The organism is Pseudomonas sp. AC242 (assembly GCF_979258655.1).
Window position 1 is genome coordinate 2,495,832 of sequence record NZ_OZ409873.1, and the last position, 25,911, is coordinate 2,521,742.

The 25,911-nt window shown below is 58.3% G+C and carries 23 protein-coding genes; 8 read left to right on the forward strand and 15 right to left on the reverse strand.

Going from position 1 to position 25,911, the window contains the following annotated elements; all coding sequences use genetic code 11:
* Positions 1 to 36: 36 nt before the first annotated feature.
* From ACZZ0A_RS11290 to ACZZ0A_RS11325, 8 genes are all read right to left on the reverse strand, one after another.
* Positions 37 to 285, reverse strand: coding sequence for a hypothetical protein (locus tag ACZZ0A_RS11290; protein WP_463543072.1), 249 nt, complete (start codon positions 283 to 285; stop codon positions 37 to 39).
* Between the two features lie 204 nt (positions 286 to 489).
* Entirely contained in the window at positions 490 to 1,980 is a 1,491-nt protein-coding gene (locus ACZZ0A_RS11295; protein ID WP_463543073.1) for an aldehyde dehydrogenase, read from the reverse strand.
* 1 nt (position 1,981) lies between these two features.
* Entirely contained in the window at positions 1,982 to 2,884 is a 903-nt protein-coding gene (locus ACZZ0A_RS11300) for a dihydrodipicolinate synthase family protein (RefSeq protein ID WP_095112152.1), read from the reverse strand.
* A gap of 132 nt (positions 2,885 to 3,016) precedes the next feature.
* Entirely contained in the window at positions 3,017 to 4,333 is a 1,317-nt protein-coding gene (locus ACZZ0A_RS11305; protein ID WP_463543074.1) for an NAD(P)/FAD-dependent oxidoreductase, read from the reverse strand.
* A gap of 126 nt (positions 4,334 to 4,459) precedes the next feature.
* A complete protein-coding gene (locus ACZZ0A_RS11310; protein ID WP_463543075.1) occupies positions 4,460 to 5,518 on the reverse strand; it encodes a GlxA family transcriptional regulator in 1,059 nt (352 codons plus the stop codon).
* An 88-nt stretch (positions 5,519 to 5,606) separates the two neighbouring features.
* The gene (proX, locus tag ACZZ0A_RS11315) at positions 5,607 to 6,629 is read right to left on the reverse strand and encodes a glycine betaine/L-proline ABC transporter substrate-binding protein ProX (protein ID WP_463543076.1); all 1,023 of its coding nucleotides are present in this window, start codon (positions 6,627 to 6,629) and stop codon (positions 5,607 to 5,609) included.
* A 43-nt stretch (positions 6,630 to 6,672) separates the two neighbouring features.
* The gene (proW, locus tag ACZZ0A_RS11320; protein ID WP_463543077.1) at positions 6,673 to 7,626 is read right to left on the reverse strand and encodes a glycine betaine/L-proline ABC transporter permease ProW; all 954 of its coding nucleotides are present in this window, start codon (positions 7,624 to 7,626) and stop codon (positions 6,673 to 6,675) included.
* A 50-nt stretch (positions 7,627 to 7,676) separates the two neighbouring features.
* On the reverse strand, positions 7,677 to 8,711 hold the full coding sequence (locus tag ACZZ0A_RS11325) for a quaternary amine ABC transporter ATP-binding protein (RefSeq protein WP_414917155.1): 1,035 nt from the start codon (positions 8,709 to 8,711) through the stop codon (positions 7,677 to 7,679).
* Between the two features lie 367 nt (positions 8,712 to 9,078).
* Here ACZZ0A_RS11325 and ACZZ0A_RS11330 point away from each other — a divergent pair, with 367 nt between their 5' ends.
* The 4 genes from ACZZ0A_RS11330 (at position 9,079) to ACZZ0A_RS11345 (ending at position 14,162) form a co-directional block, all read left to right on the forward strand.
* Positions 9,079 to 10,038, forward strand: coding sequence for a LysR family transcriptional regulator (locus ACZZ0A_RS11330; protein ID WP_150706698.1), 960 nt, complete (start codon positions 9,079 to 9,081; stop codon positions 10,036 to 10,038).
* A 141-nt stretch (positions 10,039 to 10,179) separates the two neighbouring features.
* Positions 10,180 to 11,553, forward strand: a complete 1,374-nt coding sequence (locus tag ACZZ0A_RS11335) for an MmgE/PrpD family protein (RefSeq protein WP_463543078.1) — start codon at positions 10,180 to 10,182, stop codon at positions 11,551 to 11,553.
* 78 nt (positions 11,554 to 11,631) lie between these two features.
* A complete protein-coding gene (locus ACZZ0A_RS11340; RefSeq protein ID WP_463544090.1) occupies positions 11,632 to 12,867 on the forward strand; it encodes an aromatic ring-hydroxylating oxygenase subunit alpha in 1,236 nt (411 codons plus the stop codon).
* Positions 12,868 to 13,010: 143 nt separating this feature from the next.
* Entirely contained in the window at positions 13,011 to 14,162 is a 1,152-nt protein-coding gene (locus ACZZ0A_RS11345) for an MFS transporter (protein WP_463543079.1), read from the forward strand.
* Positions 14,163 to 14,170: 8 nt separating this feature from the next.
* Here ACZZ0A_RS11345 and ACZZ0A_RS11350 read toward each other — a convergent pair whose 3' ends face one another.
* From ACZZ0A_RS11350 to yddG, 3 genes are all read right to left on the reverse strand, one after another.
* Positions 14,171 to 14,734: a hypothetical protein gene (locus ACZZ0A_RS11350; protein ID WP_095112144.1), complete on the reverse strand. Its 564-nt coding sequence runs from the start codon at positions 14,732 to 14,734 to the stop codon at positions 14,171 to 14,173.
* An 18-nt stretch (positions 14,735 to 14,752) separates the two neighbouring features.
* On the reverse strand, positions 14,753 to 15,685 hold the full coding sequence (locus ACZZ0A_RS11355; RefSeq protein ID WP_414917157.1) for a hypothetical protein: 933 nt from the start codon (positions 15,683 to 15,685) through the stop codon (positions 14,753 to 14,755).
* 91 nt (positions 15,686 to 15,776) lie between these two features.
* On the reverse strand, positions 15,777 to 16,715 hold the full coding sequence (gene yddG, locus ACZZ0A_RS11360; RefSeq protein ID WP_463543080.1) for an aromatic amino acid DMT transporter YddG: 939 nt from the start codon (positions 16,713 to 16,715) through the stop codon (positions 15,777 to 15,779).
* Positions 16,716 to 16,994: 279 nt separating this feature from the next.
* On the opposite strand from yddG, the gene ACZZ0A_RS11365 reads away from it, so the two are divergent.
* Positions 16,995 to 18,338: an MFS transporter gene (locus ACZZ0A_RS11365; RefSeq protein WP_463543081.1), complete on the forward strand. Its 1,344-nt coding sequence runs from the start codon at positions 16,995 to 16,997 to the stop codon at positions 18,336 to 18,338.
* 42 nt (positions 18,339 to 18,380) lie between these two features.
* Here the strand turns inward: ACZZ0A_RS11365 and ACZZ0A_RS11370 are convergent, their stop codons facing one another.
* Both ACZZ0A_RS11370 and ACZZ0A_RS11375 read right to left on the reverse strand, forming a co-directional pair.
* Entirely contained in the window at positions 18,381 to 19,496 is a 1,116-nt protein-coding gene (locus tag ACZZ0A_RS11370; RefSeq protein WP_463543082.1) for an aromatic ring-hydroxylating dioxygenase subunit alpha, read from the reverse strand.
* 85 nt (positions 19,497 to 19,581) lie between these two features.
* Entirely contained in the window at positions 19,582 to 20,193 is a 612-nt protein-coding gene (locus tag ACZZ0A_RS11375; RefSeq protein WP_463543083.1) for a dTMP kinase, read from the reverse strand.
* Positions 20,194 to 20,320: 127 nt separating this feature from the next.
* Between ACZZ0A_RS11375 and ACZZ0A_RS11380 the strand changes: the two genes are divergently transcribed.
* Together ACZZ0A_RS11380 and ACZZ0A_RS11385 are read left to right on the forward strand one after the other, a co-directional pair.
* Positions 20,321 to 21,454 carry an aminotransferase class V-fold PLP-dependent enzyme gene (locus ACZZ0A_RS11380; protein WP_463543084.1) on the forward strand — a complete coding sequence of 378 codons (1,134 nt, stop codon included), beginning with the start codon at positions 20,321 to 20,323 and terminating at the stop codon, positions 21,452 to 21,454.
* Between the two features lie 185 nt (positions 21,455 to 21,639).
* Positions 21,640 to 22,761 (forward strand): SMP-30/gluconolactonase/LRE family protein, encoded by a 1,122-nt coding sequence (locus tag ACZZ0A_RS11385; RefSeq protein ID WP_463543085.1) that lies wholly within the window; start codon positions 21,640 to 21,642, stop codon positions 22,759 to 22,761.
* A 115-nt stretch (positions 22,762 to 22,876) separates the two neighbouring features.
* Here the strand turns inward: ACZZ0A_RS11385 and ACZZ0A_RS11390 are convergent, their stop codons facing one another.
* Positions 22,877 to 23,386: a nucleoside deaminase gene (locus ACZZ0A_RS11390; RefSeq protein ID WP_463543086.1), complete on the reverse strand. Its 510-nt coding sequence runs from the start codon at positions 23,384 to 23,386 to the stop codon at positions 22,877 to 22,879.
* A 31-nt stretch (positions 23,387 to 23,417) separates the two neighbouring features.
* Positions 23,418 to 24,749: a nucleobase:cation symporter-2 family protein gene (locus tag ACZZ0A_RS11395; RefSeq protein ID WP_414894275.1), complete on the reverse strand. Its 1,332-nt coding sequence runs from the start codon at positions 24,747 to 24,749 to the stop codon at positions 23,418 to 23,420.
* Between the two features lie 215 nt (positions 24,750 to 24,964).
* Here ACZZ0A_RS11395 and ACZZ0A_RS11400 point away from each other — a divergent pair, with 215 nt between their 5' ends.
* Entirely contained in the window at positions 24,965 to 25,879 is a 915-nt protein-coding gene (locus ACZZ0A_RS11400; protein WP_463543087.1) for a LysR family transcriptional regulator, read from the forward strand.
* The last annotated feature ends 32 nt before the right edge of the window (positions 25,880 to 25,911 follow it).

A 25,911-nucleotide genomic window follows, 5' to 3' on the forward strand; every position in this document is an offset into this window, starting at 1 on the left:
ATTTTCAGCGGATGCGGATAACCAACGTACATGACCTCAGTGGTAATCGTCTCCAGCGACTGCGCGCAGGTACGCAACGTCTGCTTCTCTGCGCAGGTCGCGCCACTCGTCCCAGCTGAGCATGCCCAAGCGGTCCATTTCATCCGACTGGCGCAGCAGTTCGTCGTGATAGGCGTCTGGACAGTCCCTTCGCAGTTCAAGGTTTTCCAGTGCACGTCGCCAGGCCGCCAAGGCGAGTAATCTGGTTTCTTGTGCGAATGTCAGTTGATTCTTGAACGCGTTCATTTCGCCCACCCCGAACATTTCCCGGTTGAGCCACCGATGTCGAGTTAGGTTCAAAATGTCTGCAGAAAAGCGGATGACTGAAAGCTTTCTGCTGACGTGGCCACTAACCAGTCCAGCTCATGGATGGGGGTTACGGTATGTGGCAATCGCCCCGCCACTCAATTCAGTGGTCGGGGCGATGCGATTTGTTGCGTCAAGGCGTTATCAGGAAGCATCAATCCAGATGGTTTTGATTTCAGTGTATTGATCGTGCGCCCAGATCGACTTGTCGCGCCCGCCGAACCCCGACTCCTTGTAGCCGCCGAATGGCGTAGAGGCATCGCCTTCACCGAAGCAATTCACCGTGACAATCCCGGCACGGATGCCGCGCGAGAATTTCAGTGCATGGCGCAGGTTGCCGGTGTAAGCCGATGCTGCCAGGCCGTAGGCCGTGTCGTTGGCCAGCTCAATCGCTTCGTCAACGGTCTGGAACGTGGTGACGCTCAGTACCGGGCCAAAAATCTCTTCCTGGAACAAACGGCTATCGCGACTCACGCCGTCAACGATAGTCGGTTCGACGAAAATATCCTGGCGGGTTTTGCCGCCCACCAGCACATGCAGGTTTTCGTCGCGGGCCACGTCAAGGTAGGAGCGCACCTTGTCGAAATGCGCTTTGCTGATCATCGAACCCAGGCGGTTTTCAGGATCCAGTGGATCACCCATTTTCCAGTCACCCAAATGAACCTGCACACGCTGCAGCAGTTCATCCTTGACGTCGGCGTGGACGATCAGGCGCGAAGAGGCCGAGCAGTTTTCACCCATATTCCAGAACGCGCCGTTCACCACGTGCTGAGCGACGAGGTCGATGTCTTCGACATCATTCATCACCACGGCGGGGTTCTTGCCGCCACATTCCAGCACGATGCGTTTCAGGTTCGACTCGCTGGAATATTTGAGAAACAGCCGCCCGGTATCGGTTGATCCGGTGAAGCTGACCATCGCCACATCCGGGTGACGGCCCAGCGGCTCGCCCGCTTCTTTCCCTCCCCCGGGCACGACGTTGAACACGCCGGCGGGAATCCCAGCCTGATACGCCAGTTCGGCGACGCGCAAGGTGCTTAAGGTGGTTTCCTTGGCCGGTTTGACCACGATCGAACAGCCTGCGGCGAGCGACGGGCCGATTTTCCAGGCGAGCATCAGCAGCGGGAAATTCCAGGGCAGCACCAGGCCGACAACCCCGATCGGTTCGCGCACCACCATGGTCACCGCACCCGAGCCGACCGGCGCCGTAGCGTCGTAGATCTTGTCGATCAGCTCGGCGTGCCAACGCAATGTATGAATCGTTTCCGGCACGTCGATGTTTTGGCATTCACGAATCGGCTTGCCACTGTCCAGGCTTTCCAGCACCGCCAGTTCATGGGCGTTGTCTTCCAGCAATTGGGTAAAGCGCAGCAATACCGATTTGCGTGCGGACGGCGCCAGTGAATGCCAGCGTGCGTCATCGAAGGCTTCCTTCGCAGCGGCGACGGCGGCATCGACGTCGTCGGCATCGCACGCGGCGATCTCGGTCAATACCTGTTCGGTGGCCGGGTTGGTCGTGGTGAATGTCTTGCCCGATCTGGAGGCGCAGAACTGGCCGTTGATGAACGCTTGGTTGCGAAATTCGAGTTTCGCAGCCAGTTCGAGGTATTGCTCTTTGCTCAGCAGGTCTGCCATTTCAAGCCTCCTCGACGATACGCGCGACGTTTTTCTGCAGGGTTTTGATCACGCTTTCCAGCGCTAGCTTCTCGGAAGGCTCCAGCGGTTGCAGTGGCGCCCGCACACCGCCGGCACGCAGGCCACTGAGTTCGCTACCGTGTTTGATCGACTGCACGAACTTGCCGCTCTCGAGGAAATCCATCAACGGCAGCATCGCCGACATGATCCGCCGGCCTTTATCGAAGTTCTTCTCCAGTACACAGGCTTCGTAGAGCGCGATGTGTTCGCGCGGGATGAAGTTCGAGCCGGCGCATACCCAGCTACGCGCGCCCCAGGCGAAAAACTCCAGCGCCTGATCATCCCAGCCACAGGACAACTGGATCGACGGATGGGCGTGAGCCAGACGGTGCAGACGACTCATCTCACCCGAACTTTCCTTGATCGCGGCGATGTTCTTGCAGCCAGCGATGGCTTCGAAAAACTCGTCGCCCATCGCCACGCCCATCCGCGACGGATAGTTGTAAAGCATGATCGGCAGCCCGGCCGCCTTGTCCACGGCGAGCACATGGGCGGCAATTTCCTTTTGCGTCGGCAAGGCATACGGTGGCGAACCGACCAAAATGGCGTCCGCTTCGAGTGACTTGGCTTTTTCGGCGAAGTACACCGAGTCTTCGGTACGAATGCCGCCAGTGCCGATGACCAGAGGCAAACGTCCGCGGATCACGTCTTTGGCGCGCTCGGCGACGGCCACGCGTTCCTCGGCGGTGTGCGCGTAATACTCGCCGGTGGAGCCGCCAATAACGATGCCGTGAACCTTGGACTCGATCAGATATTCGAGCACGTCGGAGAACGCCGAATAGTCGATCTGGCCATCAGCGGACAACGGGGTAATGGCAGGGGTAAAAATTCCGTCAAAGTTCATAGCGTTTTCTCCAGTGGTTCAATGTTCAATCCGTGCACCCGACGGCATGCCGGGCAGACCTTGGTTATTGGCGGTGCAAGCCTTCAGGACGGCAGCGGAGCGACGAGGCTGCAGCGACCGGCCAACGCAGACTCAGCTTTCTCTCCCGGCGCGGTACTGCCCCCACTTGAGGTTCATGTTCACCCCAAGCGAAAGGAACGGTTCTGGCGGGTTGCTGTTGGGCCCCGGCGCCTGCAGCAGGAAGTCAATCAGTGGGTCACGCTGCCCCGCCAGCCAGTCAGCAAGCAACTTGCCGGTGACGGTTCCGCGCGTGACACCCAGACCGTTGCATCCGAGCGCGCCATAAACATTGGGCGCCAGTTCACCGAAGAAGCCGTTGTGGTTGCGCGACATGGCCAAGGCGCCGCCCCAGGTGTAGTCGAACGTCACCTCCGGCAACATCGGGAAACGCTGATCGAATGAAGCCTTGTGCCGGCGCACGAAACGCTCGTTGTATTTACTGTTGCTGCGACCATCCGGGTTGAAGGTGAAACTGTTGCGGATCAGCAAACGGTTGTCCGGGGTTCGGCGCACCGTGGTGCCGAACGGATCCGCCGGAATGGCGCCCCAGAACGGTTTGCCGCCCAGCCGTGCCTGTTCTTCTTCGGTCAGCGGCCGGGTGATGCTCGCGTAGGTGTAGATCGGCAACATGCGCCCTTGCAGGAAACCGAAGCGCATGCCGAACGAGTTGTTCGCCAGAATCAGTTTGTCGGCAGTGATGCTGCCGTGGGCATGTTTGAGCAGCGTCTTGGTGCCGTACTCCACTTCCAGAATCGGCGTGCGCTCATACAGCGTGACGTTCGATGGCAAGTTGTCGGCGAGGCCTTTTACCAGTCCGGACGGTTGCAATAACACTGCGCCCGGCGTGAACAACGCCTTGCGGTAAAACCGCGTGCCCAAATGTTCGGGCAACTCATCGGCATCAATCATCTGAAAAGGCTGATCGAGTTTTTCCAGGCCCCGGCGATAGGCATCGAGTACAGCGATACCGCGGTTCTCTACCGCTGCCTGATATTTGCCGCAGGCTTTCATCTGGCATTCGATGCGGTATTGATTGACCAGCTCGCGAAGTATCGATTGGCCGGCCAGATTGAGTTTCAAACTGGTGCGTGCCAGTGCGATGTCACCGATGTAATCCTCAGCGCCAATATCATGGGGAAGATCAATGGCAAAACCGGCATTACGCCCCGACGGGCCCAGTCCGACTTCCTGCGCTTCGATAAGCACCACTTCATCGTCGGGAAAATTCAACGCCAGTTGCCGCGCGCACGCCAGTCCCGTGAAGCCGGCACCGATGATCACCCAGCGGGCGGAACGGTGCCCACGGTGAGCCGGCTCGGGACTGCGTGGCTTGCTCAAATGAAACCAGCCACAACTATCATCATCGGCGGGTAATGAACTGACTTTCATAGTGTTAAACCGTTAATCGTTGAAGTTGCAAAACGCACGCAGCACAAAGCAAACGCACGCAATGGCGTTGATCCGGAAACTTGCAAAACTGGCACTTACACAAACAGTGACGATTGACTGTTTGTTTTAAAAATTCGCCGCCACGGCATAACGGCCGCTACTGACATAGTCGTTGGCGTTGTAGTAATCCCTGAAGGTCATGGGCGGTAAGCCAAACAGATCCTTGAAGCGTTTATAGAAGTGCGGATAGCTGACAAACCCGGTGGCCAGTGCCACATCCGTCAACGAACGATCACTTTGCACAATCAGTTGCCGAGCCCGAGTCAAACGCAGTTCCAGGTAGTATCGATTGGGTGCGGCATTGAGATAGCGGGCAAACCTTCTTTCCAATTGCCGGCGAGACACGCCAACCTGGCTGGCGATTGCGTCAATTTCCAACGGTTCCTCAATGTTTTTTTCCATCAAGTCGAGCGCTATGTTCAAAGGCTTGGGAATCGCTGAACAGCGGAGACTGTCGGCAGTCTTCGGTTGAAGGTGTCCAGACTGGTGAACCCGTTTTATTTCATCGACCAGTGGCGCATCGTTGCGCGCGCCCAGTTCCTGCATGATCGCCAGGGTCATATCCAGCGCCGAATGAGCGTTGGCGCAAGTGGCTCGGCGCTGTGCGCAAATAAACTCGCGAGTCGAAACGTTCAACTGCGGGAAATATTCATTGATCAGACCGCAGCTGTCGCTGTGACAAGCAAACTCCCCAGTCTCGAGCAAACCGGCATCGGCCAGATAAAACGCGGCATTCCAGCAACCGGCGACGATCCCTTTGCTCGCGGACTTCTTCAGTACTCGGCGCAGCACTGGCTGCGTGGCAAGCCTCACACGCTGACCTCCGACGACAATCACTGCATCATGACTGAAGCCTTCCGCCACCAGCCTTTGCGAGACCAGTGACACGCCGATATCACTTTCAACCAGCCCGCCCTGCAGTGAGTAGGTCGATACCTGGTAAATCGTTTCGCCATTGATCAGGTTTCCAGTGGCCAAGGCATCCATCGCCGTTGAAAGGGTCGTCAACGAAAAATGATCCAGCAGGATAAACGCCACCCGCACCACACGTTCATGGCCCGACATCACGGTGGATGGGCGAAAGCCGATGTTCTGTTGTTTCAACGGACTCTGGAAAGTTTCCATCTTGCGTCACCCGCTCACCTTCACTTGAAACGACAACCTTGTGGCTTGGCGACTGGCACCGCCCGCCGCCAAACCGTGGTCGAACCGATTACTTCGCTGCCGCCCGGGCGTCACTCAACCAGCCGTCATAGGCTTGCTGGTTGGCCTTGATCCATTCCGCAGCATGGCGCTTGATGTCGGCCAGCGATTTTTCACCGTTCTGCATGCGCAGGTTTTGCGCACTTTCAGCGGCCGTAGGGATGCTGACCTCAGAGAGGAATTTGCGCGCCACCGGGTTCTTCTCGGCGAACTCTTTGTTCATCACGGCATTGATCGTGTCCACCGGGAAACCGAGGTTCTTGCCATCATGGAAGGTGTCCTTGCTTTCCTTGCCATCCGGCAGCGAAGTGAAAGGCACCGGCAACCAGACCACGTCACGCCCTTCCACCAAAACACTGGCGATCCATTGCGGAACCCAAGTGAAAAACAGCACGGGTTTGCCTTGCTGGAAGCGCGCAATGGTGTCTGCCATCAACGCGAAGTACGAACCGCGGTTGTCGACCACGGTTGGGCCCAAGCCATAGGCTTTCATGTGGTGTTCGACCATGATCTCGCAGCCCCAACCCGGGTTGCAGCCTGTCAGGTCAGCCTTGCCGTCACCGTTGCTGTCAAAGAGTTTGGCGATTTCGGGTTTCTTCAAGTCCGACAGATCCTTGATCTGATAAGCCTCGGCCGTCTTCTTGTCGATCATGTAGCCCTGCAACACGCCTTTCATGACTTGCCCGACTTTGACCATCACGTCATCGCCGCCGGCCTTTTCATAAAACGCTTGGTGCAGGTGCTCCCATTCATGCACGGTGAAGTCCGCATCGCCGTAAGACAGTGCGAGAAACATCGCCGGGTAGTCGACTTCTTTTAGCTGTTTGACGTCGTAGCCCAACTCCTTGAGGCCGGCGATCACCACCTCACCACGAAAACGCTCTTCGGCGATCGTCGGGAAGATCGGCGTAATCGAAACGCCGGCACCGGGTTTGTTGGCGTCGGCCGCGTAGACCGCCGAGCACAACAAGGTGCCAAACACTGAAGCCACGAGGCTCGCAACCACGCTTTTCTTGAGATTTGTCAGTTTCATGTTTCACCACGCTTGGAATTTTTAATGGGGTGAGCAGGCCAACTCAATTCGTCACTGGACGTGCAACGTTCTTCTTTTTCTTCAGTTTCATGACCAGCCCCACAGGGCCGCTTTCATACCAGCGCTGACCGGAGGCCAGATCGCTGCTGCGCTCACCCATTGCCTGGGTCAGTCGATCAAGGAATACCGCGAGCAGCACCAGCCCGGCACCGCCGACGCTGGCCAGGCCCATGTCGAGGCGGCCGATGCCGCTCAACACCATCAAGCCGAGACCGCCCACCGAAATCATCGAGGCGACCACAACCATCGATAGCGACAGCATCAAGGTCTGATTGAGGCCGGCCATCATCGTTGGCGCCGCCAACGGCAACTGCACCTTCATCAGCATTTGCGTGGCCGTGCAGCCGAATGCGCGGGCGGCTTCCACCTTGTCCGCTGGGACTTGGCGAATACCAAGGTTGGTCAGCCGCACCAGTGGCGCGACGGAAAAGATGATGGTGACGATCACACCGGGTACGTTGCCGATGCCAAAGAGCATCACCACCGGCACCAGATAGACGAACGCCGGCAGTGTCTGCATGGCATCCAGCACCGGACGGATGATCATTTCCGTGCGATCACTTCGTGCACACAAGATGCCCAGCGGTATGCCGATGACCGCGCAGAACAACAGCGATGTCAGCACCAGGGCCAGCGTGACCATGGCATCGTTCCACACACCGATCAGTCCAAGCCCGGTGAGGGTGGCGACGCTGAAAATGGCAATGCGTTTGCCACCAATCTGCCAACTGATCAGCCCGGCAATGATGATGAAGACCGTCGGCGGAACCGACAGCAGTCCCCACTGCACACCGTCCAGCACTTGATCGACCGGCCAGCGGATCGAGCGAAACACTTCCCTGAAGTTATGCACCAGATATTTAAGGGCGCTTTCCACCCAGGATCCCAAAGGAATATTGAGACTTTGAAAGGGATCTAAAAAGTTGAAGTCTGACATGATGCTACCTCGCACTCAGAAACGGCATATCAATTCTGATTATTCTCGGTTCAGCTGTTACACAGGCAGCTCAGAAGATGGCCCTGCGAAATCGAACCTTTATAAAGTCCAACTTCATCCACCACCGGCATGGGAGTTGCCGAGGCCGCAACCAGATGAAAGATGTCGCGAAGAGACGCTTCCGCTTTAATCGGCGTTTGCCCGCCCGGTATATAAGCGACATTGCAATCCTGTTGCGCGATATCACCCGCTTTCAGAATGCGACTGGTGTCGAAACCATTAAAGAAATCACGCACATATTTATTCACTGGGTTGCACAGAAGTTCACGCGGCGTGCCGATTTGCACCACGCGCCCGCCTTCCATGATCGCAATGCGGTGACCGATGCGAACCGCTTCTTCAATATCGTGGGAGATAAAAATGATGGTGCGATCCTGCTCGGCCTGCAGCTTGATCAGTTCGCCCTGCATCTCGCTGCGAATCATCGGATCAAGTGCCGAGAACGCTTCGTCCATCAGCAGAATGGCGGGATCATTGGCCAGCGCGCGGGCCAGGCCGACACGTTGCTGCATGCCGCCGGAGAGTTGGTGAGGAAAGCTGAACTCCTGCCCTGCCAGGCCAACCTGCTCCAGCGCGCCCATCGCGCGGCAATAGCGTTCTTTCTCGCTGACACCGCTGATTTCCAGACCGAAGCTAACGTTGTCGATGACGCTCATGTGCGGCATCAATGCAAACGACTGGAAGACCATGCCCATGTCTTTGCGACGAACCTGTAATAAGTCCTTGTCGCCCAGGCCGGTGATTTCCTTGCCATTGAGAAAGATCTGCCCGGACGTCGGCTCGATCAGCCGGTTGAACAATCGGACCATGGTCGATTTGCCCGAACCGGACAAACCCATGATCACGAAAATCTCACCGCGGCGAACAGAGAAGTTGGCATCAAAAACACCAATCGCCTGACCGGTCTTTTTGAACACTTCAGCTTTTGATGCGCCTTCTTTAACCATTTTCATGGCAAGTGCTGGCTGCGTACCGAAGACTTTGAAAACATTCTTTACGCAAATGATCTCGTCGGAACTTGTCATACCTTGCCTCCTTCGCATCGTGCATCTTTCGCATTAAGCGACAGGCAAACGAGCAAAAATAATTGTAAGCGGCAGCGGTAATGAATAGATGTCTTCACGACGGGCTTCCTTTTATTATTTTTGAGGTCCCAGGAAAAAGGGATGTTTCAAATCTATTAGCATCACCCCGCTTAATCCAACTACATTTACAGGGGCAATTCGATAACGTCGGGTTATCGGTTGCGACGACAGCCATTGCCGAGTGCCGCGTCAGCACCATGAGCGACCGGGTCTATCCCCGCAGCGACGCTCGCGTAGCCCTCCCCGCACGGTTCCGTTACCCTCCTCGCGCTTCGTTGGGGAGCTGTATCGTTAGGAGAGTGTACGAATGAGCAAGCATGTCGACCCTGACACCATCCTGCTGAAAATGCCGTCCTTGAGGGCTGTGAAGGCATTTGTCGCCGCGGCCAAATACGAAAGCTTTACCCGCGCGGCGGAGGCGCTGTGCGTTTCCCAAGCCGCGATCAGCCGGCAGATTCGTGAACTGGAAAGTTATCTGGGCGCGCAACTGTTTACCCGCGTCGGCCGGGCGGTGGAGCTGACGGCGGCCGGCGCGGTGTTCTTCGATGCCGCGCAACTGTCGTTCGTCAACATCGCGCAGGCCGCCGAACGCATCCGCAGCAGCCAGTCGACCAAGAAGGTCCTCACCGTCTGTTGCTCGCCGGCCTTTTCCGCACTGTGGCTGTCGAATCATCTGCAAGAGTTCTTCGCGCAGTGCCCGGATATCGAACTCAACCTGATCACCACGCAGAACTTTCTGACAATGGAACCCGGTGTGCAGCCGGACATCTTCATCACCAAGATTTCGCGCATCCGTGACGGTTATAGAAGCTACCCGTTGTGCCACGACGTGATTTACCCGGTGTGCACCCCGCAGTATCTGGAGAAGCACCCAGAGATTTCGACGATCGAAGGCGTGCGCGATTCGGCCCTGCTCAACCTCAGCCCTTACGGTCGCTCGCAAGTCGCCGAACATGTCGACTGGGGCGTGTGGCTGGCATTTCAGGCCATCGATATTGACGATCGCCCGGCGAACAGCCCGCAAATCTTCAATGCCAACGACTACAACCTGCTCATCAGCATGGTCCTGACCCATCAGGGCATTGCGCTGGGCTGGAATCACCTGGTCACGGGATTGGTACAGCAAGGCCTGCTGGTGCGACCGATCGAGCAGCAGGTGCAATTGCGCAATAGCTGGCACTACCTGAGCTGTCGCGAAAGCTCCGAAAACGAAGACGAGTTGCGGCGTTTTCGTGAATGGATTCTGGCGAAGTTTCCCCGCCGTTAATCCGCACCGCACCGTCGTCGGCTGATTTGGTTATCAATAGCCCGACGAAAATGTTGCTAGAGCGGCACCCTCCCCGTGGCTCATTGTTGAGCTGCGCCGGCCATGATCGGCCCGGCGCAACTCACAGGAAGGGATTGTTGAATGTCACTCTTCGAATTCTGTCGCGATTTTGATTTCCTCGATGCCCCGCTCAAGACTCGTGCAATCTTGCAGGACAGTCTGCTGGATATCGTCGGCGTCATGGCCGGCGCGGCCAGCAATGACACCAGCAGCGCCATGCGGCGTTTTGCCGAACAGCATTACCCGGCGGGCGCCTATAGCAGTCGCCTGATCTTTGCCGGGCAACGTGTCAACGTGCTCGGCGCAGCGTGGGCCGGAGGGTTCAGCGCTGACAGCCTCGACGCCCACGAAGGCCACTTCAAATCCAAGGGGCACGCCGGAGCGACCGTTGTTCCCGCCGTGCTTGCCCTCGCCGATGCGCTGCATCATCAAGGCCAGTCGATCAGCGGCCATGCGCTACTGAGCGCACTGTGCATCGGTTATGAAACGGCGCTGCGGGCCGGTTCCGCCTTGATGGCGACCTCGCCGACTTATCACGCATCGGGTGGTTTTTCCGCGCTGGGCGTTGTCTGCGTCGGCGCGCGCTTGCTGGGCTTTGATGAGCCGACCTTCCGCCACGCCTTGGGCATCGCTGAGTACTTCAGCGCACGCTGCCCGATGATGCGCGTGGTGCAAGCGCCGACGATGCTGCGCGATGCCCACGGTGCAGGCGCATTTGCGGGTTTGAACGCCCTGCTCATGGCTCGGGAAGGCATCACCGGTGCACCGGCAGAATCGGTTGAAGACATCACAGTCGCCGAATACTGGAGCGACATCGGTGCACGCTGGGAGATCGACAGTCAGTACTTCAAACCCTGGCCAGTTTGCCGCTGGGCACAACCGGCGCTGACCGCCATGCTCGAACTGCAGCGAGAAAACCCTCAGCTCGATGCGGACTCGATTGAAACCGTTTGCGTGGAAACGTTCTACGAGTCGATGTGTTTGCAGGGGCATACGCCGAGTGACGCCGATGAGGCGCAGTACGCCCTCGCCTTTCCGCTGGCCGCACTGATTGTGCGGGGCAAGGTCGGTCCGGAAGAAGTCACCGGGGCGGCGATTTTTGCCGAAGATATTCTGGCACTGAGCCGCCGTATCGAAGTCGTCGAAGCCGCCGATATCTCGGCCAGATTCCCAGCCGAAATCCTCTCCCGATTGACCATTACCCTGAAGAACGGCGGCGTGCTGGTGAGTCCGATCACTGCCGCGCGGGGCGACCCCGAAACGCCCCTCAGCGCTGAAGAGCTGAGCCAGAAATTTGATCTGTTCGCCAGCGGTCTCGGTGTAGAGCGCAGTGCCGAGGTGAAAACAGCGATCAAACACATTGCACAATCCAGCTGCGCCATTACGGTTCTGGAACCGATTTTTCACCCAGTGCTGGCACGCCAGTCAGACATCATCGATAACCCCAACGCATGAATTGCCCACAGCAAATGTCGTTTGTGATCGCTGTCCTGCGCCCTATAGGCTGAGGGCTATGTCGCCCCTGGGAGGATAATAATGAATAAAGAAAGCGTTTTTGACCTGATCGCACAGCGCAAACCCTGGCATTCGCTGCCGGGCGCCCTTTACAGCAATGAAAGCGTTTACCGTCAGGATCTTGAGCAGATCTGGCACAAGGACTGGATCTTCGCCGGCCACACCTTTGAAATCACCAAACCGGGGCAGTATTTCACCCTGCAGATCGGTGACTATCCCGTTGCAGTGGTACGCGGCAAAGACAGCGAAGTTCGGGCGTTCCATAACGCCTGCCGTCACCGTGGCGCAAAAATCTGCGAGGCCGATCACGGCAAAGTGGCGAAGATGGTTTGCCCGTATCACAAGTGGACGTACGAGCTGGATGGCAACCTGTTGTTCGCCGGCAACATGGGCCAGGATTTCGACAAATCCCAATACAGCCTGAAAAGCGTTCACTGCGAGATCGTTGATACCTATATTTATGTCTGCGTGGCCGCCAAGGCTCCTGATTTCGAGGGTTTCCGCAAAGCCGTCAGCCCTTTCATCGCGCCGCACTATCTTGAAAACTGCAAAGTGGCGTTCGAGTCGAACATCATCGAGAAAGGCAACTGGAAACTGGTCTTCGAAAACAATCGCGAGTGCTACCACTGCGACGGCTCACACCCGGAACTGTTGCATTCGTTCGTCGATAACCTGTCGGTGGGCGGCATCAGTGGTGAAGATGATCCCGAACTCTCGGCCTACTGGTCCAAGTGCGAGAGCGCCGGGTTGCCAAGCCGTTTGGTGATGGATATCAACGGCCAGTTCCGCATGACCCGTATTCCGCTGTCATCCGGCGCCGTCAGCTACACCATGGACGGCAAACCGGCCGTTGCCGGTCGCCTGGACAAGACAGCTGAAGCGGACATCGGCGCGCTGCTGTACTTCCACTACCCGTCCACCTGGAATCACTTCCTCGGTGACCATGCATTGAGCTTCCGGGTGCTGCCGATCAGCGCCACCGAAACCTTGGTCACCACTAAATGGTTGGTACCGGACAGCGCAGTGGAAGGTGTTGATTACGATATCGAGCGCCTGACCAAAGTCTGGATTGCCACCAACGATCAGGACCGCACGCTGGTCGAGGGTACCCAGCGTGGCGTGACTTCGCCTTCGTACGAGCCGGGTCCTTATTCGGAAACCGCCGAGACCGGCGTTTGTCAGTTCGATGACTGGTATTGCGCGACCATGATGGATCGGCTCAAAGGCCCTATTCCGTTGAAGTCTGTTGGCTGATCTGCGCTCTGTTCACTCATGTTAACCCTGCTCCCTGCCAGCATCCCGACGGATGCTGGCAGGGACTCTTTCGTCTCGAAAACCTGTTATTCCGGTTCGTCGCCAAAAAAAGCCGGGAGACACCGATAAGGATGTCCGCCTCAATGAACACCTCGACATCATCCGTGGCGACTTATGCAAACTACGGCGAACGCGTGTCGACGCGCATTGTATTTTTGATCACCGGCATTGTGATGTCGGCCTGGGCGCCACTCGTGCCGTTGGTGAAAGCGCGTACCGGACTGGACGACGGCGGACTGGGCCTGTTGTTGCTGGGATTTGGTATCGGCTCGATCGTCGCCATGCCGTTTGCCGGTTATCTGACTGCACGGTTTGGCTGTCGGCCAGTGATCATCTGCTCGACTGTCGCGTTGTGCGCAGTGTTGCCGATGCTGAGCCATCTCGCCTGGCTGCCGGGGCTGGCCCTTGCGGTGCTGGAGTTCGGCGCGAGCATGGGCATGCTCGATTGCGCGATCAATATCCAGTCCATCATTGTTGAAAAGAACAGCGGCGAAACCCTGCAATCCGGGTTCCACGGGCTTTACAGTGTCGGCGGTATCGCCGGTGCCGGGGCCATGACGGCGATGCTCAGCCTGGGGCTGGATCCGCTGTTGTCTGTGCTGAGTCTGGTGGCGATCATCCTCGCCGCACTGTACAAGGCTGCGCCGAGTTTGTTGCCCTATGGCACCGAGAGAGACGGCCCGTTGTTGGCGATGCCACGGGGGATCGTGCTGCTGTTGGGCAGCCTGTGTTTCATTGTTTTCCTGACGGAAGGCGCCATGCTTGACTGGAGCGCGGTTTTTCTCGCCTCGCAACGTGCAATGGAACCCAGCTACGCCGGTTTGGGTTATGCGAGCTTCGCCGCGGCGATGACCCTCGGGCGCCTGACCGGAGATGCCATCGTCAGCCGACTGGGTGGCGTTCGCGTGGTGGCGCTGGGCGGGATCTGCGCGGCGGCCGGCATGTTGGTTTCGCTGGTGTTCGAGAGTTGGCAGGCGTCCTTGCTGGGTTATGCCTTGGTCGGTATCGGCTGCTCGAACATTGTTCCGGTGCTGTTTACGGCGGCGGGTCGGCAACAACGCATGCCCCAGCGCACCGCGATTCCGGCGATCATTTCCATGGGCTACGCCGGCATTCTCATGGGCCCAGCGTTCATCGGCATGGTTGCGCATCTCAGTACGCTGGTGGTCGCATTGGGTGGCTTGGTTTTCCTGTTGTTGTTTGTCAGTTACGCCGCGAGATTTTTGAAGGCCTGATGCGCCGGTCACAAGCCTTTGGAACATTGATCGGCTTGAAGGAAATCTTTTAGCGAAGCCTGATAAATGGCCAGTGGTCGTTTCTCGGGCTCAAACAGCGCAAACGGAATCATCACGAGATGGGAAACCGTTGTGGCGCTGACTGAGTAAGTTCTTTGCCTGCAAAAGCCGTTATCTTTATTCAGGGTGAAATCAAACTTGTACAGGTCTGGCCTTGTACACCAACTCGGAATCAAACCAAAACTCAACCCCGTCAAATACTCTTGTGTGCAAGCGCCACCCAATGAAAATTCCGAGACTTTGATTTCCAGTGCAGGGAGGCTCGAGGCTACAGGGCTGGAGCTGTGATCCTGTGCATGTGGAAACATGCTTTTTGTCTGCGCGTAGGCGTCTTTGCCAAGGCGACTGTTTTTCCAGGGAGAGTCTATTTCGTAGCTGAAGCTGGAGATGATTTCCTGGGTTGCGGTTCCAGCGTGTTCGTTGATTGTCGGCACGGTCGCATAGGAGGTACATCCTGAACACAGCATCGCAACACTGACGACAACACATCCATGAGTTATTAAGCGGCGCATTCTAAATTTCAGTCCCCACTATTGATCAGCCATTGCACTGGCGTTTTTCTGGCCTGCTTCGGCCAGCTTCTTTTGCACATAAAAAAGCATCAGCACCGAGTTTCTCTGAGCCTGCCGAGACTGTTGTTCGAACAACGCCACAAGCTCTTCTTCACGCTTGCACCCAGCATTGACATTGCCCTTTGCAAATTCGCAGGTACCGTATTGGCCCCAGCCTTTGCGGGCTTCATCGGTGTTTCGCGCGGGGTAAACCCAATATGCGTTCCATGCACCGTCGACGACAGGTTTACCGGCCGCGTCTATCTGCTCTATCGCTTGCAAGGTTGCTGTGGCAGCGGCGTCCAGAAAACGTCGAGGGTTGGCATCGGCTTTATCCGCCTCATCACGAAGCGCCTGACACTGCACGTCAGACAAGTCGAACACTGGCAGCGCTTCAATGCTCTCGAACTCATCAAATGGATCGGAATGATTGCCCGGTAACTTTGCGTGGTAAGCCGGCACCACATGGCCGGGGACGCTCATGTCCTGTATGTAATGCAAAACCCTTCCTGCTTGCTCGTAGACCGCAACCGGGTCGGCATCAGGTTTCACCAGCAGCTCGTTCAGCTTCTTGATGCGTTTGTTGAAAATCGCGTCCAGATTGCGCTGGACCAACCAGAGTGGCTCAAGCTTTTCGTTGCGGTTGTAGAAATGCCAGTGGGTGGCGCGCTGAAGGATCGTCAGCGGGCTTGAGTCTTCTGCATCCGTTCCTTTAGCCAACGCCTCGCCCAACTGCACAGGTAGCTTTACTCCGGGGCAGCGCTGAAACGCCTGCGCTGCTTTTAGCGCGTAGGCCGAATGCAGCTCGGGGGTAAAGGCCATGGCCGGGGTTGAGGGGTTGAACAGCAGTGACAAGCCCAGTACTGCCCAGTAACGGATCGGGGCTGAACGGTCTACCGGGGTGGCTTCCATGCTGTTGCTCTCCATAAACCCGCGTGATTGCGGGAGACTTGCGTTGCGACGCTAATTTAGCATCCGTTAAGGCAGGCCGCTAAGGCCTGTTTCAGTGAGGGTTTTCGCCCACGCTGACCTTGATCGGAGTTGCTTGGGAAACCTTGTGCTGCCGGGTCGCCTGCCAACACAGTAGCGAGCCCACCGTCACCAGCACGGCGCCCTGCCAGAACTGCATCTGCAAACTGACGCCCAGCCACAGCGCGGCGAACGCCGACGACAGCACGGACGCGGAGTAGGACGCGGTCGCCAGCAAGGTCAGGTTTCCGCGCAGAATGCCGATGTTCCACAGCGCGTAACCGCCAGCCATGGCGATTCCGGCTGCCAGCAGCTCCAGGGAGTTTTCCCAAGTGAATGGCGGAATCTGTTCCTGGCTCACGTACCACTTCCCCCACAGTACGACGGACGTCAGCACAAAAAACAGCACCACCAGATTCTGCCCGCCGGCATAGCGACGCGTGACATTGCAATACAGCGCAAAGGTGATCGCACAGGTCAATGCCAGGCTGTAGCTCAACGGGTTGGACTGAACATTGCGCACAATTCCCGGCAGCGATAAACCCTCGCCACTGACCACCCACAAGATGCCGAAAATCGCCAGCGCGGAGCCTGGGATGATGAACCAGCGGGTCTTCTGCCCGTTCATGACGATCGCCAGCACCACGGTCAGGCATGGCCACAGATAATTGACCACACCCAGTTCGATGGCTTGATGGCGATCACTGGCGAAACCCAATGCCAACGACAGGCACACCTCATAAGCGACGAACAATGCGCTGCCGAGCAGCAGATAGAGCCTGGAAGTCGAGCGAATCCGCGGGCGGCCGAGGAACACCAGCAAGAGCATGGCGCCCAGCGAATAGATCAGCGCAGCGCCTCCCAGCGGGCCGAAGTGTTCGCTGACGCCTCTGATCAATCCGGCAGCGGTACTCCACAAAACGATCGCCACCAAACCACACGCCGTGGCGGCCCGCTCACCTTTGATCAGCATCATGACTCCTGGCACAAAATGGCAAACCGACCGCACAGGCTAACCAGCGCAAGAAGATCAATAAAGGAACATTTTTGCCCTGCAAAGGATGAGCTGTCGTTATGACTCAGCCTTGATTGACCTGCGTCCAACTGTCGCAGCAAACAGCCATTGGAAAATTCCGCACAAGCCTTAGAATCCGCGCGCTCTTGCAGTCGCCGGATCTGGTGACCGAAACATACCCAACCGCCCTGCCCGTTCGGCGGGCACCTGCACCACACATCCCGGCTTGGCAATCGCATGCGCAGAGGCGCACGTTGCGCTGTTCGTTCTCTAGAGGTTTTTATGTCTCCGCGTTTGCTGGCCATGGCGCTGGCGCCCCTGCTCGGGCTGTTCATTGTTGCGCTGGGCAACGGTTTTCTGTCTTCGCTGACCACCCTTCGACTGGACGCTGCCGGTGCGTCGACCACGATGATCGGCATCGTTTCATCGGCCTACTTCATCGGTCTGACCCTGGGTGCGGTGTTCAATGACCGTTTGATTCTGCGCATCGGCCATATCCGCGCCTACGGCAGCTTTGCCTCGCTGATCGCCGTGACCATCCTGCTGCAGGGTTTGTTCTATGACACTTGGGGCTGGTTCGCCCTGCGCCTGATCAACGGCTGGGCCACGGTCGGCGTGTTTCTGGTGATCGAGAGCTGGCTGCTGCTGGCGGGCGACGCGAAGATTCGCGGGCGCTTGCTCGCGTTGTACATGATCGTCTTGTATGGCGCCGGTGTGCTGGGCCAGGCAACGCTGGGCAAGATCACCGGGCTCAGCGACAGCGCACCGTTCATGGTCGCCGGCATGCTCGCTTCGTTGTCGGTGTTGCCGATCGTGATCCTGCCGCGCGTGTCGCCGCTGCTTGATCAGGTCGAGCCGCTCAAACCACGGCAACTGCTGGGCGTGACCCCGACCGGGCTGGTCGGCTGTTTCGGCTCGGGTGTGACCATCGCGGCGATCTACACCTTGCTGCCACTGTATCTGCAACGCAGCGGTCTGAATGTCGGTGAAGTCGGCAGCATGATGGCTTGGACGATTCTTGGCGCGATGCTCCTGCAATACCCGGTCGGACGCTGGTCTGATCGCAAGGATCGCTTGCAAGTGCTGACCATTCTGACGGTAGCGTGCACGGTGTTGTCGCTGCTGATCGTCCTGGTGCCGTTGTCCTCGACAATGCTCGCGGTGATGTTGTTTCTGCTCGGTGGCGGTGTGTTTGCGCTGTACCCGGTTGCCGTCAGCCACGCCGCCGACCGCGCCCCGGCCGAAGCCTTGGTGCCGATGATTCAGGGCTTGCTGCTGATCAACTCACTGGGCTCGGCGATCAGCCCGATGATGATCTCGCCGGTGATGAACTCGTTCGGTGCCAATGGTCTGTTCTGGGTGTTTGCGCTGGTCAATCTGTGCATGGTTACCTTCTTCCTGTGGCGCCGTGGCAAACGCCCGGTTCCGGCCAATCCCGCGCCGTTTGCGGCAGCAGCGACGTTCTCACCGACAGGTGCAGAGCTGCGAGTGACCGAGGACTTGCGTCAGGCGGTGCAGGAGCATCCGCCGATGGTGGATGCATTGAGCGGCGAGCCTTCGCCGCAATGTGAGACGCGCTAGGGGTTGCGCCAGTCTGCGCCAAGCGCAGGCTGGCTCGCAGCACTAGTCAGGTTCGTGGGTGATATCCACGAGCGGAATCGGCTCGATCGCCCAAGCGCGAATTTGACGACGTTCAGGGCTGGGTATCGCGCAAGCCTTGCGTCCGGTGAAGTTTCGAGCGAGGCGGTCTTCATCGATCCGCCAACCGCGCTGCTCCAGTGCCTGCACGTCTTTGCGAAAGGCGATCTGCAGCGCATCGGACTTCAACGAAACCTCCTGCTGAAAAGTGTCCGGCACACGTTCGGGCCTGACGTTTTTCAGCACGGCATGATCTTGTTCGAAGATACGGATATTGCTCGCAATGAACCTGCGATCCAGCAGTCGGGTGCGCAGGAACGTTCTGCCCATCATCCACCAGGTGCGCGTGCGATTGGCGTCAATCGGGACATGCGCCGAGACGATGTAGATCCGCCAGCCGTTCGGTAATTCAAGTTCCAGCGTTGTACACGGACCGGACAGGTGAAACCCCGGAACAGTCACCACACTGACAAACTCGGTGGAGGATTTACGCCGCAGCAGCCCTTTGCGCGCCGGCCTGCGCATAAGCATTTGGGCGCTGCCGCTCCACGCATCGCTGTCGACCTCGAACGATTCAATCTCGGGATGATCCGGATCGCCGAAGGTTGAGCCATGGACAAACGGCGCGTGCGCGAAGTCCAGACCGTTTTCGATAATCCGGTCCCAACTGGCCTGCCAGTCAAAGTGGCCCGAGACCACGCGGATGGCGGGATCGTCGATCCAGTCGAGCGTGGGCAATGGTGGGCGCTCAGACTCCGGCAGATCACCTAAAAACGCCCAGATCCAACCGTAGCGCTCAAGCGTCGGGTACGCATCGACGCGGGCCTTGGCGGGAATCCGCACGTCCGGCTGCGCTGGTATCAGTGTGCAAATACCATCAGCGCCAAACCGCCAGCCGTGATAGGGACACTGCACGCTATTGCCCACTTTGCTGCCCGCTGACAGCGAGCCGCCGCGATGCACGCAAATATCCGAAAGCAGGTGAGCGACGCCCGCGTCATCGCGGAACGCCACAAAAGGTTGTCCGAGCAATTGAACCGGCATCAGTCCATCAGTCAGCTGTGACGATGGGAGAACGACATACCAGAGGTTTGTGAGCATCGGGGGCGTGTGATCCGTCAGTACGGTGAGTTCAGGTCAGAGAAATCTGGCATTCAAACTAGATCAGGCGGCGCTGATTCGACAATCAGCCAAGCACTTTATAGATCTCTGCAACTACCTGAGTCGTTGCGGCTTCGATGGTTCCTTCGTTACGGCACAACACCCAGCCGTGATCGGCGACCGCCTGCTCAAACATCTCGGTACAGACGACGTGCTCTGCGTGTTTCTGGATCACCGTGCCGCCCAGCCCTCGCGACCGGGCCGTCGCCCTCGCCCATGAAATATCCGGCGCGGTGACAACGCCGACATGCAGATCCGGCACGCGCACGCCTCGCTGCATGTTCAACTGCAGAATCTCGGCAAACGGCACGCTATGGCGAAATGCGGCGTCAGACGGATACCAGCGGTCGATCAGGATGATGCTGTCCAGTGGCTGTTTGGGCAGCACCTGCTGGGAAATCCAGCGACGGCTATCCGCAAGGCGTTGACACACCGCCCACTCCAGTTCCCGCGACGGATGTCTGGCGAGTTGGTTGACCAAGGCCATGGTTTCGCCGCGGTACGGATCGCTTTTTCTCTCGCAGAGCCGAATGACTTTGTGCTTGTCTGCCCGCAGTGCAGCGGTAACAGCCTCCAGCAGTGTGGTTTTGCCGGTGCCCTTGGGCCCATCCAGAGAAATAAACAGCGGCAGCTTCATGGTTCACGCAACGATTGAGACATTGCCGAGCACTCTAACCTCATTTGCGCAAATCAATGAGCTGATCCCTGCCCTTTGCCTACACTTGCTTGCCAATGATGTTTACCCCTCTGCCAAAGGAGTCACCATGTCCAAGCTCTATCCGAGCATCGATCCCGACGGATTGGTCGAGTACTCAGTGGTCTACACCGACCGCTCGCTGAACCACATGTCGCAGTCCTTCCAAGACGTGATGAAGAACATTTCCAAGACCCTGAGACAGGTCTACAACGCCGAAGCAGTGGCGGTGGTTCCGGGTAGCGGCACATTCGGCATGGAAGCGGTGGCGCGGCAGTTCGCTACCGGACAACAGTGTCTGGTGATACGCAACGGTTGGTTCAGTTATCGCTGGAGCCAGATCCTTGAGATGGGCAACATCCCGGCGGCCACCACGGTGCTCAAAGCCCAGCCGGTCGAGACGGGGCGCCAGGCAGCCTACGCCCCGCCGCCGCTGGACGAAGTGCTGGCAGCCATTGCGGCGCAGAAGCCGAAAGTGGTCTTCGCCCCCCACGTTGAAACTTCATCCGGGATCCTCCTGCCCGACGAGTACCTGCGAGCCGTTGGCGACGCCGTGCATGCGGTGGGTGGCCTGTTCGTGCTGGACTGCATCGCCTCCGGCACGATTTGGGTGGATATGCACAAATGCGCCGTCGACCTGCTGATCAGCGCCCCGCAGAAAGGCTGGAGCGCGTCCCCTTGCTGCGCGCTGGTGATGTTCAGTGCTGCGGCGCTCGAGCGTATCGAACAGACGCAAAGCAGCAGCTTCGCCTGCGACCTGAAAAAGTGGCTGCAGATCATGCAGGCCTATGAACAAGGCGGACATGCCTATCACGCGACGATGCCCAGCGATTCACTCGCGCGGTTCAACGACGTGATGAAAGAGACACAAGCGTACGGGTTCGACAAGGTTCGCGATGAACAACAGGCGCTGGGCGATCGGGTGCGTGCGCTGTTGACCGGCAAAGGCATCAAAAGCGTCGCCGCAGAAGGCTTTCAGGCGCCCGGCGTCGTCGTGAGCTACACCGATGATGCCGACATCAAAAGCGGCAAGAAATTTGCCCAACACGGCCTGCAGATCGCTGCCGGAGTACCGCTGCAATGCGATGAGCCGGCCGACTTCCAGACCTTTCGCCTCGGCCTGTTCGGGCTGGAGAAGCTACAGAATGTCGAGCGCACGGTCAGCCTGCTTGAGCAGGCACTGGATGAGGTGATGGTTGACTAAAAGCTGTCCTTGCCCGCAGGACACGAAGTTATCGCATGCCAATTCTAAGGTGGAGGCCATGATGCTTACTGGCTTCCACTGCTACCTACGCCCATTGGCGTCGCGCAACGAACAACTTGTACGATGTCCTATCACGAGGTATTACTACGTCTCCCACATAAAAATAAAACCACGGAGATCGCTACATGGACTCATCCCTGTCCGCTCGACCTGAAAGCCCTGACCGAGCGCAAGGCAACACCCGCCGCAGCTTCCTGAAAAAATCCCTCGCCGTTTCCGCCACGCTCGCCACCGTCGGCAGCACCGCACTGACGCGGATCGCCGAGGCCGCCGAACCCTTGAGTCAGCGCTATCCAGATCCACTGATTCACATCCTCGACGACAGCTTCCTCGAGCTACGCGTTTTCAACGCCAGTGTCGAAAAACTTGCCACCGGTATGCGCTGGGCCGAAGGACCGGTGTGGGTCGGTGATGGCCGCTATTTGTTGGTCAGCGACATCCCCAACAATCGCATCATGCGCTGGGACGAAATCACCGACACCTTCAGCGTGTACCGCGAACACTCGAACTTTTCCAACGGCATGTGCCGGGATCGCCAAGGACGTCTGATCGTCTGCGAAGGCTCCACCACCACCAGCGAAGGCCGGCGCGTCACGCGCACCGAAGCCAATGGCACGATCACCGTTCTGGCCGACAGCTTCGACGGCAAACCCTTCAACTCGCCCAACGACATCGTCTGCAAAAGTGACGGATCAATCTGGTTTACCGACCCGCCCTTCCAGACCAGCAACAACTACGAAGGCCACAAAATCACCCCGAGCCAACCCCACGCCGTGTACCGCATCGACGGCGAGAGCAAAAAGGTCACGCGGGTCATCGACGATCTGAACGGCCCCAACGGTCTGTGCTTTTCTCCCGATGAGAAAACACTGTACGTCGTTGAAGGTCGCGCCAAGCCCAATCGCCTGATCTGGGCGATCGCGGTGAAGGACGATGGCACACTCGGCGAACGCCGCAAGCATATCGAAGGGCTGGACTATGCCGCGATCGACGGCATCAAGTGCGACGAAGCCGGCAACCTGTGGTGCGGCTGGGGCGGCAATGGTGATCCCAAGGCCGACCTGGAAAAACTCGACGGCGTGCGCGTGTTCAATTCGCAAGGCAAGGCCATCGGGCACATTTCCCTGCCAGAGCGCTGCCCGAATTTGTGCTTTGGGGGGCGCGAAGGCAATCGGTTGTTCATGGCCAGCAGTCACTCGATCTATTCGCTGTTTGTGAATACTCGGGGGACTACGTTTGCGTTGTAAAAGCGCGGTTCGTCTCGCGATGGATTCGTGAGAATTGCCGCGCATCCGAGAATGCGCGGCATTCAAGCTCGTTTACCGTCCCCGCCTCGCTGGACCTTGTGACGCGGACAGCAGTTTACGACCAGAAGCCTTTATGCGGTGCAGCCGCCTCGCCCTCCAGCATCGGCCCCAACACACTGACCTTGCGCTGCCCCTTGGCGAATACTTCGCGGCATGGCAGCGAGAACGTCGGGTTCTCCGGATGATCCCCCGTCAATCCCAGCAAGGCATGCTCCGACAAGGCATAAACCACTCGCCCGATTCCGGTCCAATACACCGCGCCGGCGCACATGCAGCAAGGTTCGGCGCTGGTGTACAGCGTGCACAGTTCCAGCTCTTGCGGCGACAGCAATTTTGCCGCTGCGGCGGCCGCCACCAACTCGGCGTGCTGCGTCGGATCGCCTTCCGGCGGCATCGAGTTATTCCCCGCTTCGACAATCACCTTGCCGTTGCGGTCGGCCACCAATGCCGCAAACGGATGGCGACCGCGTTGTTTCGATGCCTCGGACAAGGCAATGGTCTGGCGCAGCAAGGTCAGATCAAGCTCGCTGACGCCGGCCGGAATGAGCTGAGTGAATTGATTCATGGGTAACTCCTGGGCAGTGGAAAACAAACAGTCAGTCGGCCAGTTCAGCGCCGAGGGTTTCGGTCGATTTTTTTTCGTTGTTGAGCAGGATGTTGAGGGCGATGGCGGTGATCGCTCCGAGGAAAATCCCGCTGTCGAGCACCAGTTTCAATGTCGGACCGACGTGTTCGAACAGCGCCGGAAAGGACATCGGCAGCACCCCGACACTCACCGAAACCGCAACGATGATGCCGTTGCGCGTCCCCTCGAATTGCACCCGTGACAGTTCTTGAATGCCCGCCACCGTGGTCATGCCGAACATCACGATCGCGCAGCCACCGAGCACTGGCGTCGGCACGGCGGCGATCAACGCGCCGAGTTTGGGGAACAGGCCCATCAGCACCATGATTGCCCCGGCGGCGGCCACGACGAAGCGGCTTTTCACGTTGGAAAGCGCGATCAAACCGGTGTTCTGAGTGAAGGCGTTGTAGGGAAAGCTGTTGAACAAACCGCCGAGCATGGTCGACAAGCCGTCGGCGCGGAACGCGTTGCCGAGAGTCTGTTGCGTGGTCGGTTTGCCGGTCAGTTTGCCGATCGCCAAGCAGTTGCCGGTGGTCTCGGCCATGATCACCAGCATCGCCAGGGTCATGATCAGAATCGGCACCGGTGCGAATTCCGGCGCGCCGAAGGCGATCGGCGCACTCAGCTCAAACCACGCCGCTTCGCTGACACGATTGAAGTGAGTCATACCGCAGGCTGCTGCGATCAGGCTGCCGACGAACAGACCAATCAGCACGCTGAGGTTGCCGAGAAAGCCCTTGCATTTGGCGTAGATCACTAGCGTCACGCTGACCGTCGCCAAACCGAGCAACAGGTTCGCGGGATTACCAAAATCCGCCGAGTCGGGATTGCCGCCGCCCAGCCAGATCGCCGCCGCCGGCATTAGCGAGATGCCGATAATGGTGATCAGACTGCCAATCACCACCGGCGGAAAAAACCGCAGCAAGCGGCTGAACACCGGTGCCAGGGCAATGGTGATAAAGCCCGCTGCGATCACCGCGCCGAAAATCTGACTGAGGCCGAACTCTTTGCCGATCATGATCATCGGCGCCAGGGCAATAAACGAGCAGCCCTGAATCAGCGGCAGCCGCGCGCCGAACTTCCAGAAGCCGAGGGTTTGAATCAACGTCGCCACACCCGAGGTCAACAGGTTGGCGTTGATCAGCAACACCACCTGCGCCGAGGTCAGCCCCATCGCACTGCCGAGAATCAGCGGCACCGCCACCGCTCCCGCGTACATCACCAGAACATGCTGCAAGCCAAACGTGAACAACTGTCGCAGTGGCAAAACCTCGTCCACCGGATGAATGCGTTGTGGGGTCATTTCACACGCTCCTGAAGGTGCGGCATCTGTTGAGATCGCGGGCATGCTCAGGGGCGTTTGTAGGGTGGATCCGCCCCGGAGATCGTTTGACGCGGGGCCATAGTTGAACGTTTATTGCGATGAACAAAATTAGCAACCATCGCTTTTTTCGATGGCACGAATCTGGCATTGGTTATCTGCTTTAAACCCCCATCCTCGACCCGGGAGTTCACCGCTTGCGCTTCTCACTCGATCAACTGTTGATGTTCGTCCAAGTGGTCAAAAGCGGATCGTTCTCCGCCGCCGGGCGCAAACTAGGCAAGACTCAATCGACCATCAGCGCGGCGATTGCCAACCTCGAAACCGACCTTGGCGTCGACCTGTTCGACCGCAGCAACCGCAGCCCTGCGCTCACCGCCAGCGGCCACAAATTGCTGGTTCAAGCCGAAGCCGTGCTCGAACGCTGCATGACCTTCGAAGCCCACGCCGATTGTCTTTCGGACAACGTCGAAACCAGCCTGACGCTCGCCATTGCAACGCCGTACGGGCCGATCATGCCGGTGCTCAAAGCCTTCGAAGCCGCGTTCCCCTTTGTCGACCTGATCATCCGCCATCCGGTTTACGGCGACGTTAGCGAACTGGTCAGCAGCGGCGAAGCGGTACTCGGTGTGGCGTTCTCACAGCCCGGCTATCCCAAGGAGCTGGCGTTCCAGCAACTGGGCAAACTGATCATGCTGCACGTCTGCCATCCCGACCATCCACTGGCGCAGCTCGAGAACGTCACGTTCGATGACCTGCATGTGCATCGGCGCCTGGCCTTCAGCGCCCACGCGAGCAAACTGCCGAGCAGTGAATACCTGCGTTCGACCCAGTTGTGGCAGGCGGAAAGTTATCTGGCGTTATTGGAAATGGTCCGCGCCGGACTCGGCTGGGCCACCCTGCCCCGGCAGCTTGTTCAGCGCGAATTGGCCAAGGGTGAACTGGTGGAACTGCAGCTCTCGGCGTATCCGCATACCGACTGGCAGATTGGTGTGGATTTGCTCTGGGCGCGGCAACGGCCGCTGGGTAAAGCCGAGCGGTGGCTGAAGGAGAAATTGCAGGGCAACAAGGTGTATGAGCTGGATCGCAATGGGCAGATCACCACGCTTTGACGTGGGGACAAAGAGGCCCGCGAAAGCGGGCC